Origin of the sequence: Microcoleus sp. Pol1C5 (assembly GCF_036701115.1) — a bacterium.
GTDB lineage: Bacteria > Cyanobacteriota > Cyanobacteriia > Cyanobacteriales > Microcoleaceae > Microcoleus.
In genome coordinates this window covers 95,960-108,934 of sequence record NZ_JAUBQE010000001.1, presented here as the reverse complement: position 1 = coordinate 108,934, position 12,975 = coordinate 95,960, and the positions used below count along the sequence as shown (strand labels likewise).

Genomic DNA, 12,975 nt, shown 5'->3' with positions numbered 1-12,975 from the left:
CGCCGCATGACGAGCTTTAGTTTAACCTTGAGTTAGCTCGATCCTAGCTGCTATAGGCTTAACTAGCTCACAAATAGCACCATACTAGCGAAAAACCCTGGTTTGAAAGGGCATCGAGCCAGCTCTCACAAGCACAATTGTGTCATTGACGTGCAACTCCTTTAAATAATTAGTTTAATTAGTTTAAAACGAACAACTACATCGGTGGCCGCGACTTTAGCGGCATCCTGAAAGTTGATTGCAGCTAATTTCACCTACGTGCAGTGTGCAGTGCAGGCCCAGCAGCGCAGCACTGCGGGGGCGGTAGCAGACGATTGTGGCTCCCTCGCCGTCGATTTCTCACTAATAGCGTGGCATGACCAAGAGTTTAACAAGCTTCCGAGCCTGTGGGTCGATCGTTATTGTCTGAATTTGGGCGGCAGTGGGACAGGGGGATTGGCAGTGGCAACGAGAAACTAGGTTTTTTCGTTAATTCTTCGCTGCTAAACCGCATATTTTCCGTACATTCAAGGACGCACTCTCGACGCTCATAAACCAGTTTTATTTACCAAAAATGCTGTAAGAAAGAGAGCGCTGATTTGACCGATGTTAATTTCAAGGGGGGCAATTATGCCGGATAGAAGTGTTTGGGCGATCGGCTAAGATAACCGTTAGGAAATATTGTATTCAGCTAGCCAGCGCCAAAAATCATACTATCTTGTAAAAGTAGGGTCGGATTTAGTTAGGAGCTATAGTGAGAGCGAGTAGACCGTTTCACGCACGCGCCCTCTCCCCACGTTCTGTTTATTTGTACCCACTTACTTAAGTTAAATCAATCGGTATTTAACGCTGTGCCGCCAAATTTGATATAAGATCGAGCTAAATTTCTAGTGTGAGAGTAGAGGCGTTTGTGAGCCAACAAGATATTTTAAATTTAGCAAAAGAAGGCGATGCCAGGGCGATCGCATTTCTGATCGGTCAAGCACTCCAAAGCTTCGGCGTCACGGCTAAAGCCAGCCGGGAAAATGACACCCTGCACCTGCTACTGGAAGCAGAACATTTACCCGCAGAGGAAGCCTGTCTCCGAGTCGCAGTCAAAGGGTTGCAGCGGCTGCAACCAAATAACCTTTACTCAGTGACCATTTACGGGCGGCAGGGCGGCCAGCAATTGCCCGCTTGGACTCAGACGGTAGAATTAAAAAAACGCTTGACTTCCGAACCCGTGAGTCCGTTAGTGGCCGTGAATGCAGCAGTAGCTGCGAGTGCAGCAGTAGCCGCTAGTGTAGCCGCTTCTCCCATTCCTGTGACTTTGCCCAAGCTAGAAAAACCTCAAAATCTCACGACGGCGCCCACTCAAATACCAGAAAAATCTCCGCCCCAACCCCCTAAAATCCCAAATCCAAAACCCCCAAACCAAAAACAGCAAAAGCAATCACCGCAGCCAGAGTTAGCCCGCACTAAAACTAAAAAATCTGGGCTTTCAGTCGCTGCTCTGAGTCTAATTATCGTACCGATATCCGGCTTTGTGCTGGCTTCTCAACTTTACAAATCCTCAACCACCGCTACTAATAACCCTCTAACGTCAAAGCCTGCGGTACAAGAAGTGAGATCGACACCAGCACCAGCAGCCGCAGCCAAACCCCTTCCCGCTCCAAAATCGCCATCCCCGGCTGCCAAAAAACCTGCCATTGTGCCCGCCACTGTCAGCATCAAAGCAGTTGGTGACATGATCCCCGGCACAAATTATCCCTACAATAAACTGCCGGCAAAAAAAGAGATGTTATTAGAGTCGGTAAAACCGTACCTCAAAGGAGCTGATATTCTGTTTGGCAATTTTGAAAGCACGATGACCGATTATCCTTACAGTTCCAAAGCAGGCGGCGGACGAATGCTGTTTGCCTTTCGGACGCCTCCGAGTTATGCCAAAATCTTCAAAGATGTTGGTTTTGATATTTTGAGTGTTGCCAACAATCACTCTTACGATTTTAACGAGCAGGGATTTAAGGACACGATTAAAAACATCGACAGCAATGGCATGAAGGCTGTTGGTAAAAGAGATCAAATTGTTTATCAAAATGTCAAGGGTGTGAATTTTGCATTTATCGGTTTCAGCAACTACGGCGAGGTTCACAATTCTTTGCTGGAACTGAAAGCGGGAGCCGAAGTTGTAAAAAAAGCCAAGCAAAACGCTGATATTGTAGTGATATCAGTTCATGCTGGAGCTGAAGGAACGGGTGCTATCAATGTGAGAAATAAAACTGAGTTCTTTTACGGAGAAAACCGGGGAAATATGGTTTTGTTTTCGCGGACGATGATTGATGCGGGAGCAGATTTAATTTTGGGACACGGCCCGCACGTTCCCCGAGCGATGGAACTTTATAAAGGGAAATTGATTGCTTATTCCTTGGGAAATTTTTTGGGTTATCGCACTTTGTCCACAGCAGGATCACTCGGTAAATCCCTAATTTTGGATGTGAAAATGACTCCGCAAGGGGATTTTGTTTCTGGCAAGATTATCCCCATCCAACTAGACGGGCGAGGTGTGCCATCTGTTGATAACAATTTTAGGACTGTGGGGTTGATTGACCGTTTGACAAAAAGCGATTTTCCCAAGACAGATTTGAAAATTGATGACAAGGGGATAATTTCCAAGAAATGATCGGGGCAATTATTTACCGAAGAAGTGCCTTATGACGAGAAGCTATACTTCCGGCGACTCCTCAAATAAGCGATCGCCCCGGTGCAATCCATCTGCCATCTGATAAGTTTGTGCTTGCGATCGCACTGTGGGGGCATGGGCGGCTAAATACCTTGCCGCCGCCACTAATACCACAATGCGATCGCCCGCATTCTCTAATAAAGCATACTGGCGAAATGCCGCTTCTACCTGCTGAATAACGTGGAAATCCCGATTTTCCCGCAGCATCAGTTTTCCTAAAACTGCCATCAACCGTTCCGATTTGCCACCGCTATATAAGTATTTTGCAACTAATTTACCGACTTGATTCACCTGTTGCTGTCTGTCCAACAAATCTGGCAGTTGTTTGAGCAATTCCTCTGGATTCTCAACTACATCTGTTGGTTCTGGAAGTCGCGCAGGCGGTACATTTAAGAAACGGTTGAGATATACGGCGATCGCTGCATCGAAAACTCCCCGCAGCAATTCTATTGAAGGCGATCGTCGCAATCCTTGATGCACCGCATTCGCAAAGGTAAAGGGATGGTGCGCTGAATTCCAGTCGCTGTGGTCGTTATTCGTATTAAACCGGGCTACGCGGAGGGCCGCAGCATAAGTGACTGCACTTGCTAATTCTGCTTCGCTACAACCTTCTTTCAAGGCAGTTAAAAGTGCATTGACGATCGCCAATACATCTTCGCCCAACAACATCGGAATTAACTGTTCTCTTCCCGACCAATTGCCCCGGTGCGATCTGCCCATTTCTAAAGCTGCCGGCAACTGCGCCATCGCTGACTCTAAAATTGCCACCACATCCACAGGATAGCGCCAAGAGCTCGACTCTTCCATGCGCGCCGCATTCGCCAAACCAGCCACCAAACTCGCGAAAACAGTTTCTGCCCCTTGCCAATTCACTGCATCCAGCGCTTCTAACGCCTTGTTAATAAAGTCGAGGCTGTGACCCACATCAATGTAGCGGTGGTCAGTAGCGGCCGCAAACAGCATATCAGCAATTTGTTCTCGTTCAAGAGGCGCGCGTACTGCTGTCAACAAACATCGTTCCGCCGCTTCGCTGTCTCTGATTTCAATAAATTGCCGGAACCAGCTTTTGAGTGTCTCTGCATCAACCTCAGCATTAGGCAAGGGGTGAACCGCAAAGTGAGGAGGTGCGCCTGCACTATCGCGGGCCACAGCCGAAAGTCCCTGATAGAGGGCGGGAGGTCGGTCTTCTGGATCTAGATAAGGCAGGATATTCATCAAGCAGGTGTGGATCGATAAGCCCGTATCCCATCCCGATTTGTTGTAGCGGGTGCCAAATTCTAATCCGATTTGGAAAGGTTCGCTGGCAGTTGCCCCCATATCTAGCAAGGCAATCACTGACTTGGCGATGACTAGAGAAATTCCTTGTTCTAAACCATCTTGAAGTCGCTGGCGCTGGTGGGCGTAAGGGTCAAGCTGCGGTGCTAAATTTACCCAAACTTCCCCGTCGCGAATTTCCGCTGGGAACGATCGCACGTCGTCGGCCCAAGAGTCAAAAGTACCGCCGCTGGCGACATCAAAGCGGGCGTAGTGCCAAGGACAGGTGACTATGCCATCTTTGCAAGTGCTGCCCTTGAGGGGAAAACCCATGTGGGGACAGCGGTTGTCGATCGCGTATACCCGATCGTTTGAGTAAAAAAGGGCGATCGTGTGTTTTTCTAAATTCACTAACAAGCTGCCATTTGTCTCGACTTCTGCAAGTTTCGCTGCGCGAACGTAATAGCCTGAAGTCTCAGCCATAAGTTTTTAAACTAATTTATATATAAACTAGATTAACTCAACCTCGATCGATCGCCAGCAGGTTTCTATTTTGGCTTTACTCCAGATTCATCAGCGATCGCAAAGCTTCTTTCATCTCCTCTACAGTCGTTGTCGCCGTACCGAATTGACGCACGACAATGCTAGCCGCCAAATTTCCCAAAACTGCCGCTTCCCAACCGGATGCACCGACGCACAAAGCTAAAGTCATTGCTGCTACGACTGTATCTCCAGCACCGGTTACGTCGAATACATCAGTCTTGTTAAAAGGGGGAATGTCCCAACTTTGAATGGCAAATTCCCCCTTTTCACAAGTGGATGTTGGAGAAGGTGAATTTTTGATTTCTTCGCCGTTCGCCCTTTCAAACAAAGTCATCCCTTCTTCGCCGCGAGTAATCAGGATTTTTTGAGCTTGAGTTAAGTTCAACAAATCGCGTCCTGCTTGCATTAAAGTTTGAGGGTTTTTGATAGCATATCCCACTGCTTGCTCGGCTTCGGGCAAGTTCGGAGTAAATAACATTGCTCCAGAATATCGCTGCAAATTGGTTTGAGCGTCTACTATTGTTTTGCCGGGAACCACTGCCGATTCGATCGCCAAATTTGTCAAAACTCCGTCGCCGTAGTCGGAACAAACCACTGCATCTACTGTCGGTATTTGCTGCCGGATGTAGTCTGCCAGTTGCAACTGCAAATCTAAATCCGGCAACTCGTCCGATTTGCGATCGACTCGGACAATTTGCTGAGTCACCGACTGCCGCGCGTGCCCAGAAATTCGAGTTTTGGTGACAGTTGGACGCTGCGAATCGATTAAAATGCCAGCCGTATCAATTCCCGCCGCCTCAAAAATACCGCACAAAGCCTTTCCCTGGTCGTCTTTTCCCACCAAACCAGCAACTTTTACTTTGCCTCCCAGTTTGGCTAAATTATAGACAGCATTTGCGCCACCTCCGGGTACTTGCTGAGTATTTTCGTAGCGCAAAATCAACACAGGTGCTTCGCGGGAAATTCGCTCTACTTGTCCGGTAAGAAACTCGTCCAAGGTCAAATCTCCGATCGCTAATACCTGCGCTCGATCGAAGCAGTCTAATCTTTTCAATAATTGCTCTGTTGAGGCACGCAGTTGAGGCAAAAAATCGGAATAGTCGTTAGTCATTAACCAAAAAAATGAGACTGAGGAGTTGATAATTGAGTGTGGAGCGAGCGGGAATTAAAAATCCTAATATTAATTAATAATTAATTTCCTCCCTTGTTTTATTTTTAACTTTTAATTGATTTTCTCACTGGGATTTTGAAAAACCAGTTGCAGGCTATTGGCGATCGCACTCGCTCAAACAATTTGGCAAAAAAATGCCGATAAAATCGCAGCCCTTGAGACTAAACTGAACGTTTCACGGTGTGGAAGTTTCCTTCTACATAAGTGCCTTCAAAAAACAGCAGAATTATTTCAATTTCTGCTTGATGATCGTAATCACCTGAGTCATTTGTTTTTTGAGTGCATCAATTTCCGCTTGCATTTTCGCCATTTTCGCAGTCATCGCCTGAATTTCGGCGGCGCCCCCTCCACCAGTGGGTGCAGCGGCAGCGGCGGCTGGGGCTTCGGGCACTGGTTTCTTTTTGGCCAGTACCATCGCCGATTTGATTGCCTCGGTTAGCTGCTTCTTCTCAAAGGGTTTGGCGATGAATGCAAAAAAATGCTTCTCAAAGGGTTTCGGAATTTTTTCCATCACCTCTTCTTCGCGGCCCGACATGATCACCAAAGGTATCTTAGAAAGCTCAGGATGGGCTTGCACTTTTTGATACACTTCCCAACCGCTGACTTTGGGCAGTAGGAAATCTAACATAATTAGATTTGGCCGGGCTTGACGGATCAGTTTGAGTCCCTCTTCGCCGTCTTTTGCTTCTAGAACTTCAAAGTTACCCTGAGGCAACATCTCTCGGACTCGGACGCGGATGACTTTACTGTCATCGATTACCAAGATTTTTTGACCAGCCACGACTGACTCCTTCAGTAATGAATGAGTGATGATTTGCAACCTTCAGTATATCCCTAACAGAATTCTACCCATAATTCTGGGCGAGTTTAGTTTTGTTGCACCTCGGCGCGATTCTGATTTCGGGTGATACTCCTACAAGTTCAGGGGCTTTGATTTCGGATACGATCGAAGGAATTAACTCAATCGCCACTTAATTTTATGTCGCCCCAAACTCCTAAAACTCCTACTGTCAAAGCAGTTGCCGCCCAAATGCGGGGTGAAATCGAGGCGATGCCGGAGTGGTTGCGCAGGCCCGTTGGCAAAGCTAGCGAACTTTCCCAGGTGCAAAAAATTATCAAACAGCGGCAAATTCACACGATTTGTGAGGAGGGGAGATGTCCCAACCGGGGCGAGTGTTACGCCCAAAAAACGGCGACTTTTTTGTTGATGGGGCCGACTTGCACCCGCGCTTGTGCTTTTTGTCAAGTAGATAAAGGTCATTCTCCGATGCCCCTCGACCCGGAGGAACCGCAAAAGGTGGCCGAGGCTGTGCAGTTGTTGGGTTTGCGCTATGCAGTGCTGACTTCGGTGGCGAGAGACGATTTGCCGGATGGGGGTGCGGGTTGGTTTGCCAGGACGATCGCCCAAATCCGCATTCTGAACCCGGATACTGAAGTGGAGGTGCTGACACCGGATTTTTGGGGGGGAATGGGCAGGAGTTCAGAGGGGGAGAATTTCGGGCTCGATGAGTTGCAGCGAGATCGGATTCGCACGGTGGTGGAGGCTAAACCGGCTTGTTACAACCACAATATTGAGACGGTGCGCCGATTGCAAGGGCCGGTGCGGAGGGGGGCGAAGTACGATCGCTCGATCGACGTTCTGCGTATTGTTAAGCAATATGACCCAACTATTCCCACCAAATCCGGTTTGATGTTGGGGCACGGGGAAACCGAAGCCGAGATAGTCGAAGCGATGACAGATTTGCGGGATGCCAAGTGCGATCGGCTCACCCTCGGTCAATACATGAGACCATCTCTAGAGCACCTCCCAGTGCGTAAATACTGGACGCCAGCCGAATTTGACCGTTTCGGGTCGATCGCCCGGGAGATGGGGTTTGAGCGCGTGCGATCGGGGCCTCTCGTCCGCAGTTCCTACCACGCCGGAGAGAGCGATTGAAACTAATTTGAATTCAACTCGGTATAAACTCCTTGTTACAAAAAATAACTCTAGAGGATTGTGCATAAGTGCGACGCTCTCTGCTATTTGTAAATACAGTGACATTATGAATTAGGAGCTTTACCTATGCCAGAGATAGCGAAGAACCAATTAAAATCCGACTCCGTGATGAAAACGGGCAAATTCCCTTACACATTTCGCGCAGGCTGGTTTCTCTTGCTGTTAGCAATCAATTTTGTGGTTGCAGGCTTTTATTTCCATATCATTGAATAGTTCTGCAACTTAACTTTTAGCAGACCCTGCTGTTCTCGACCTCAACGTCGGAGAATGGGAGAGATGGAGAGGGGGACAGTTTGGAGTTTGGAGTTGGCGAGAATATGACTTCATTCTTCTAACTAATGACTACTGACTTTTTCCCTCTTCCTTCTGACTCCTGACTTCCGACTTTTGCTCAATAATTAATCCCTGTATCCGTGTCAAAATCCGTGTCGTGGCTTCCTTCTTCCCTCTTTCTTCTAACTAATGACTTCTCTAGCGATTTCTGGACGATTCTAGCTTTGACAACCGCTCTTGAATTTTGATAACATCTTGCTTAGTTTCAATTGCCAAAGTTGCTAAATTGTCAAACAGCGGGTCTCCCGACAGCATTCTACCATTTGTCCGACCAGAACCGGAAGGAGACGGAGGTCTGGTAACTCTAGAACCTTGATTCTGCAAACTGTAGATTTGTCCTCTGAGTTCAGAAATTTGACGTTCTAATTGAGTAATGCGAAATTCTAATTGAGTTGTGGATTGGGCGGGTGTAAAAATTGGCGCTACAGCAATTGCTAAGGCACAAGCCAGACACAAAACACAGAGTTTCAGGGCGCGATGGCGAATATTTTTCGGCATAGCTTTAATGATTTAAATTATACCATTTCTACGATAACAAATCGCTGATATTTTGCCCTCTATCAGAAGTATGTCTTATGGCAACTAGGAACGTAGCTATTTTAATGTTCGATGATGTCGAGGTACTGGACTTTGCAGGCCCCTTTGAAGTGTTTTCGGTGACATCAGAATTAAGTAAGGGCGATTCCCTTCGGGATAGCTTCGCTTCACGACCTTTTGCCGTCTCTACCGTAGCCGAACATCCGGGTGCGGTCAACGCCCGCAACGGTTTGAGCGTAAATCCCGACTACACGATTTCCGATTGTCCGCCACCGGATATTTTAATTGTACCGGGAGGGCAAGGTACGAGAAAGTTAATCGATAATTCAGCAGTTATTAACTGGATAAAAGATTGTGCGCCAACTGCAGAATTAGTGCTTTCTGTCTGTACGGGTTCGCTGCTTTTGGCAAAAGCTGGGTTGTTGGAAGGTTTGGCAGCAACTACACACCATCAAGTATTGGATTTATTGAAAGAATTAGCTCCCAACACAACTATTATCGAAAATCAGCGATTTGTAGATAACGGCAAAATCATCACTTCTGGGGGAATTGCTGCGGGGATTGATATGTCTTTGCACGTTGTTGGCAAACTTTTGGGTACAGCACAAGCTGAACAAACAGCAGAGCACATGGAATATAAAATTGGGAATTGATAATTGGGAATCCAATTAATTCAGGACATACACAAAACCTCTAAATTTAGGGTGCGCCTCGGCGCACCTTACCGCTGTAAGTCCCGCACGTCAAACTACGCATAACCTAATTTAAGAATCTTCACCCCAAACTTTTAGTTGTAAATAAACTAATAGCAAAGCTACAGCCATCAGGAAAGTTGCCGCAGCGGCTGCATAGCCAAAATCAAATTGCGAAAAAGCTTGCTCGTAAATATAATAAACGAGCAAATTAGTAGAGTTCAAAGGACCGCCGCCGGTGATGACGTAAACTTGCTCGAAACTCCGCAGGGTAAAAATAGCAGTAGTGACAGTAGCAAATACTAAAGTCGGTCGCAAACCTGGTAAAGTGATGTGCAAAAATTGCTGCCAAGCATTAGCTCCATCCAATTCTGCGGCTTCGTAACGATTTACCGGAATTGCTTGCAATCCTGCTAAAAATACTACCATATTAAAGCCTAATTGTTTCCAAACACTGAGCAGAATTATCACTGGCATTGCCCAAACTGTGCTACTCAGCCAAGGAATTGGATTTAAGCCGATCGCACTTAGGGCATTATTCACCGGGCCTTCGGTTTGAAACAACCACCGCCAGCCCAAGCCCACTGCAACTAAAGAGGTAATTGAAGGAATAAAATAAGCGGTGCGGAGAGCTCCTCGCCAAGCAAACGAGCGATTTAGCAAAACAGCTAAGCCTAATGGAACCACTAAACTGGGAATTACTGTTGCAGTAGTAAAATAGAGCGTATTTTGGAGAATTTGCCAGAAATCCGGGTTTGTGACTAGACGCCAGTAGTTGTTGAAGCCAATCCAACGCACTCCCGACTGGGTAAAGCTGCCGCTGGTAAAGCTGAGGTAAAATAAATAGGCGATCGGCCAAATCAAAAAAGTACCCAGAAATAGCAAAGCTGGGGCCAGGAAAGTCCAAGCTGCGATAGTATCATTATCCAACCAGTTAAAACGCCCAAATTTAATCCGAACCATTGGCTTCTAAATTTTAGCTTTTAGTTTTAAATGGTATCACAATATAGGTCAATTTCAAAATGAACCTTCTAGATATATTAGCTGATTTACCTACTATAGAAACAGAAAGGTTACTGCTCAGAAAAATAACTTTAAACGATGCTAGCGATATGTTTGAATATGCTTGCAACCCCGAAGTGTCAAAATACACAATGTGGTCAACTCACACATCTATCGAAGATACTAAATACTTTCTCAAGTCAATTACTAAAATGTACAAGAGACGAGAGCTTGTAGATTGGGGAATAGTCCACAAAGCCGATAAAAAGTTTATCGGGACTTGCGGATTTGTGGAATGGAGCATGACGCACAGTCGCGCGGAAATTGGCTACGCACTTTCTAGGAATTATTGGGGCGAAGGATACATGAGCGAGGCTGTCAATGCCGTTATTGAATTCGGTTTTCGGGAGATGTTGCTGAATCGAATTTTGGCTCGATGTGAAGTTAGCAATATTGCTTCAGCTAGGGTGATGGAAAAAGTGGGGATGCAATTGGAAGGGATATTGCGACAGCACCTATTTGTGAAAGACAGATATTGGGATCTAAAACTTTACTCGATTCTCAGGGAAGAGTTTTTTGACAATATTGTAGAATAGGAGTGAATCAGTCGGTCTGCAAAAAAATAATATACTTAGGACTTCCGCAATATCTCCATGTAGAGTGCGCCGAAGCACACCTTACCCTTTACCTCTATAGTGGAATACGAGTGAATAGTTTTTATCTTTATGACCGCTAATCCAGTATCTGTTAATTCCAATGCCTGCCTGATTTCTCCTGAGATTGGCAAAAGTGCGATCGCTCCGGCCCATCCTCCATTAAAATTAGGAGTTTTAGCATCAGGAAGCGGCAGCAACTTCGAGGTAATTGCCCAAGCCATCCAAAATCAACAACTCAACGCTAAAATCCCAGTATTAATTTACAACAACCCCGAAGCCAAAGCCGCCGCCAGAGCAGAAAAATACGGCATTCCCTCGATTCTGCTCAATCACCGCGACTGCAAAAGCCGTGAAGAATTAGATACAAAAATTGTCAAAACTTTCCAAGAATATGATGTAGAATGGGTAGTGATGGCGGGTTGGATGCGAATTGTTACCAAAGTTTTGCTTGATGCTTTTGCCGATCGCGTTATTAACATTCACCCCAGCTTACTGCCGAGTTTCCCAGGAATTCGCGCCGTCGAGCAAGCACTGGCCGCCAAGGTTAAAATCACCGGATGTACGGTGCATATCGCCCGTTTAGAAGTAGACAGCGGGCCGATTTTAATGCAGGCTGCGGTGCCAGTATTGCCTGATGATACCGCAGAAACGTTGCACGCTCGAATTCAGGTGCAAGAGCACAAGATTATGCTCGGTGCGATCGCACTTATTGCCGAATCTAATCGAAAATATTGTGACTAAAAACCTCACCAGTGCCGCATCTATCCCTGCATTGCCCGTCAGCGCATCACCCGAAACAGGCCCGCCGCTGACAGACTCGAATCGCCTGAAATTAATTCTCAAAGAAAGGCTCAAAAAGAGCATCGGCATCAAAGGAGAATTCTATCTGCCTTGCTTGCCATCGATGCTAGACGACTATCTTAAATTACTGTCAGACTTCTTAAACATTCTCGGACAAAACATCGACGCTGCCCAAGCCGAAAACTTGCGAACATTAATCGCCAACGCCTTAGCAGAAGGATTCAAAAATTCCCCCCACGCTAATCTAATAGTCTCATACTTTCCAGCCAATTCCCAAACCGGTTTAGCCGGCGGCATTACTCTGAATACCAAGATTCAAATCGAATCGATGGCTCAGAAATATCATAGCTGGCCGGATATTCGCCCCGAACCTTTATTTGGCAGCCATCCCGATGCCAAAGTCATCGCCATTGCGGCCGAATTAGGCGAACCGGAAAAAGCACCTATTTTAGATGTCGGTGCCGGCCCAGGGCGCAATAGTTTGCCTTTAGCAAGGTTAGGCCATTCCGTGGATGCGATCGAACTAACACCGATATTTGCCGAGAAACTATCAGCAGCAGCCACCGCCGAAAACTTGCCGATCAATGTCACCCAAGGCGACGTTTTAGATCCTTTATTGAGGATGAAAACTTATCGGTACAAATTAGCCATTGCTACCGAAGTTCTCTCTCATTTCCGCTACCTCGAACAAGTCCGCCTGTTCCTCGGCAAAATGTCAGATGCTGTTTTAAGCGGCGGGTTTATCTTATTCAGTGCTTTCTTAGCTGTAGATGGGTACGAACCCGATGAAATGGCAAAACAAATGTCTGAATTGTGTTGGTCTTATCTGATTACCAGACAAGAATTGCAAGCAGCAATAGAGGGTTTGCCGTTAGAAATTATTTCTGATGAATCTGTGATTGAATACGAACAAAAACATTTGCCTGACTCGGCGTGGCCCCCGACACCTTGGTTTGTCAGTTGGGCTAGCGGGCGCGATTTATTTTCTGTGCAACAAACACCGCCGTTAGAGTTGCGGTGGATACTTGTTAAACGCTTGTAAGCTGTCGCGCATTTAAATTGTATATTCAGGGCGGGCGAGACGCCCACCCCACAAGACTTTGATTTTTTTGGACAGACAATTTAAAGGCAGAACAGCTTAAAGAGTTTAGTATGGTGCGTCACAAAGTAGTTTATCGATGATTGATAAAATAACGCGGTCTAACTCACATCTTGCACCATTCTCAAGAACAGGCAAGATGCCTGTTCCACAAAGATGGAGTTTTCTTGTGGGGTGGGCATCCTGCCCGCCC

The 12,975-nt window shown here is 46.5% G+C and carries 13 protein-coding genes; 8 read left to right on the top strand and 5 right to left on the bottom strand.

Annotation, left to right across the window (positions count from 1 at the left end; genetic code table 11):
* Nucleotides 1–234: 234 nt before the first annotated feature.
* Both QUA23_RS00420 and QUA23_RS00415 read left to right on the top strand, forming a co-directional pair.
* Nucleotides 235–459: a hypothetical protein gene (locus tag QUA23_RS00420; RefSeq protein WP_333072694.1), complete on the top strand. Its 225-nt coding sequence runs from the start codon at nucleotides 235–237 to the stop codon at nucleotides 457–459.
* Between the two features lie 430 nt (nucleotides 460–889).
* Entirely contained in the window at nucleotides 890–2,638 is a 1,749-nt protein-coding gene (locus QUA23_RS00415; protein WP_333072693.1) for a CapA family protein, read from the top strand.
* Nucleotides 2,639–2,680: 42 nt separating this feature from the next.
* On the opposite strand, the gene QUA23_RS00410 is transcribed toward QUA23_RS00415, so the two are convergent.
* The 3 genes from QUA23_RS00410 to QUA23_RS00400 form a co-directional block, all read right to left on the bottom strand.
* Nucleotides 2,681–4,435, bottom strand: a complete 1,755-nt coding sequence (locus tag QUA23_RS00410) for a Rieske (2Fe-2S) protein (RefSeq protein WP_333072692.1) — start codon at nucleotides 4,433–4,435, stop codon at nucleotides 2,681–2,683.
* A 76-nt stretch (nucleotides 4,436–4,511) separates the two neighbouring features.
* On the bottom strand, nucleotides 4,512–5,606 hold the full coding sequence (locus tag QUA23_RS00405; RefSeq protein ID WP_333072691.1) for a PfkB family carbohydrate kinase: 1,095 nt from the start codon (nucleotides 5,604–5,606) through the stop codon (nucleotides 4,512–4,514).
* A 286-nt stretch (nucleotides 5,607–5,892) separates the two neighbouring features.
* A complete protein-coding gene (locus QUA23_RS00400; RefSeq protein WP_333072690.1) occupies nucleotides 5,893–6,447 on the bottom strand; it encodes a response regulator in 555 nt (184 codons plus the stop codon).
* Nucleotides 6,448–6,645: 198 nt separating this feature from the next.
* On the opposite strand from QUA23_RS00400, the gene lipA reads away from it, so the two are divergent.
* Together lipA and QUA23_RS00390 are read left to right on the top strand one after the other, a co-directional pair.
* On the top strand, nucleotides 6,646–7,602 hold the full coding sequence (lipA, locus tag QUA23_RS00395; protein WP_333072689.1) for a lipoyl synthase: 957 nt from the start codon (nucleotides 6,646–6,648) through the stop codon (nucleotides 7,600–7,602).
* A gap of 126 nt (nucleotides 7,603–7,728) precedes the next feature.
* The gene (locus tag QUA23_RS00390) at nucleotides 7,729–7,875 is read left to right on the top strand and encodes a photosystem I protein PsaX (protein WP_333062195.1); all 147 of its coding nucleotides are present in this window, start codon (nucleotides 7,729–7,731) and stop codon (nucleotides 7,873–7,875) included.
* Nucleotides 7,876–8,133: 258 nt separating this feature from the next.
* Here QUA23_RS00390 and QUA23_RS00385 read toward each other — a convergent pair whose 3' ends face one another.
* Nucleotides 8,134–8,493 carry a hypothetical protein gene (locus tag QUA23_RS00385; protein WP_333072687.1) on the bottom strand — a complete coding sequence of 120 codons (360 nt, stop codon included), beginning with the start codon at nucleotides 8,491–8,493 and terminating at the stop codon, nucleotides 8,134–8,136.
* 77 nt (nucleotides 8,494–8,570) lie between these two features.
* On the opposite strand from QUA23_RS00385, the gene QUA23_RS00380 reads away from it, so the two are divergent.
* Nucleotides 8,571–9,185, top strand: a complete 615-nt coding sequence (locus QUA23_RS00380; protein WP_333072685.1) for a DJ-1/PfpI family protein — start codon at nucleotides 8,571–8,573, stop codon at nucleotides 9,183–9,185.
* 111 nt (nucleotides 9,186–9,296) lie between these two features.
* Here the strand turns inward: QUA23_RS00380 and QUA23_RS00375 are convergent, their stop codons facing one another.
* Nucleotides 9,297–10,187, bottom strand: a complete 891-nt coding sequence (locus QUA23_RS00375; RefSeq protein WP_333072684.1) for a sugar ABC transporter permease — start codon at nucleotides 10,185–10,187, stop codon at nucleotides 9,297–9,299.
* Nucleotides 10,188–10,246: 59 nt separating this feature from the next.
* Between QUA23_RS00375 and QUA23_RS00370 the strand changes: the two genes are divergently transcribed.
* From QUA23_RS00370 to QUA23_RS00360, 3 genes are all read left to right on the top strand, one after another.
* Entirely contained in the window at nucleotides 10,247–10,822 is a 576-nt protein-coding gene (locus QUA23_RS00370) for a GNAT family protein (RefSeq protein ID WP_333072683.1), read from the top strand.
* Between the two features lie 129 nt (nucleotides 10,823–10,951).
* A complete protein-coding gene (purN, locus tag QUA23_RS00365; RefSeq protein ID WP_333072681.1) occupies nucleotides 10,952–11,623 on the top strand; it encodes a phosphoribosylglycinamide formyltransferase in 672 nt (223 codons plus the stop codon).
* Nucleotides 11,616–12,725: a class I SAM-dependent methyltransferase gene (locus QUA23_RS00360; protein ID WP_333072680.1), complete on the top strand. Its 1,110-nt coding sequence runs from the start codon at nucleotides 11,616–11,618 to the stop codon at nucleotides 12,723–12,725. Before purN ends, QUA23_RS00360 begins: the two co-directional genes overlap by 8 nt.
* Nucleotides 12,726–12,975 lie beyond the last annotated feature (250 nt).

Coding starts and splice junctions, on each gene's coding strand:
- QUA23_RS00390 (WP_333062195.1), top strand. CDS start 7,729: ATGCCAGAGATAGCGAAGAACCAATTAAAATCCGACTCCGTGATGAAA.
- QUA23_RS00405 (WP_333072691.1), bottom strand. CDS start 5,606: ATGACTAACGACTATTCCGATTTTTTGCCTCAACTGCGTGCCTCAACA.
- QUA23_RS00410 (WP_333072692.1), bottom strand. CDS start 4,435: ATGGCTGAGACTTCAGGCTATTACGTTCGCGCAGCGAAACTTGCAGAA.
- QUA23_RS00370 (WP_333072683.1), top strand. CDS start 10,247: ATGAACCTTCTAGATATATTAGCTGATTTACCTACTATAGAAACAGAA.
- lipA (WP_333072689.1), top strand. CDS start 6,646: ATGTCGCCCCAAACTCCTAAAACTCCTACTGTCAAAGCAGTTGCCGCC.
- QUA23_RS00385 (WP_333072687.1), bottom strand. CDS start 8,493: ATGCCGAAAAATATTCGCCATCGCGCCCTGAAACTCTGTGTTTTGTGT.
- QUA23_RS00375 (WP_333072684.1), bottom strand. CDS start 10,187: ATGGTTCGGATTAAATTTGGGCGTTTTAACTGGTTGGATAATGATACT.
- purN (WP_333072681.1), top strand. CDS start 10,952: ATGACCGCTAATCCAGTATCTGTTAATTCCAATGCCTGCCTGATTTCT.
- QUA23_RS00380 (WP_333072685.1), top strand. CDS start 8,571: ATGGCAACTAGGAACGTAGCTATTTTAATGTTCGATGATGTCGAGGTA.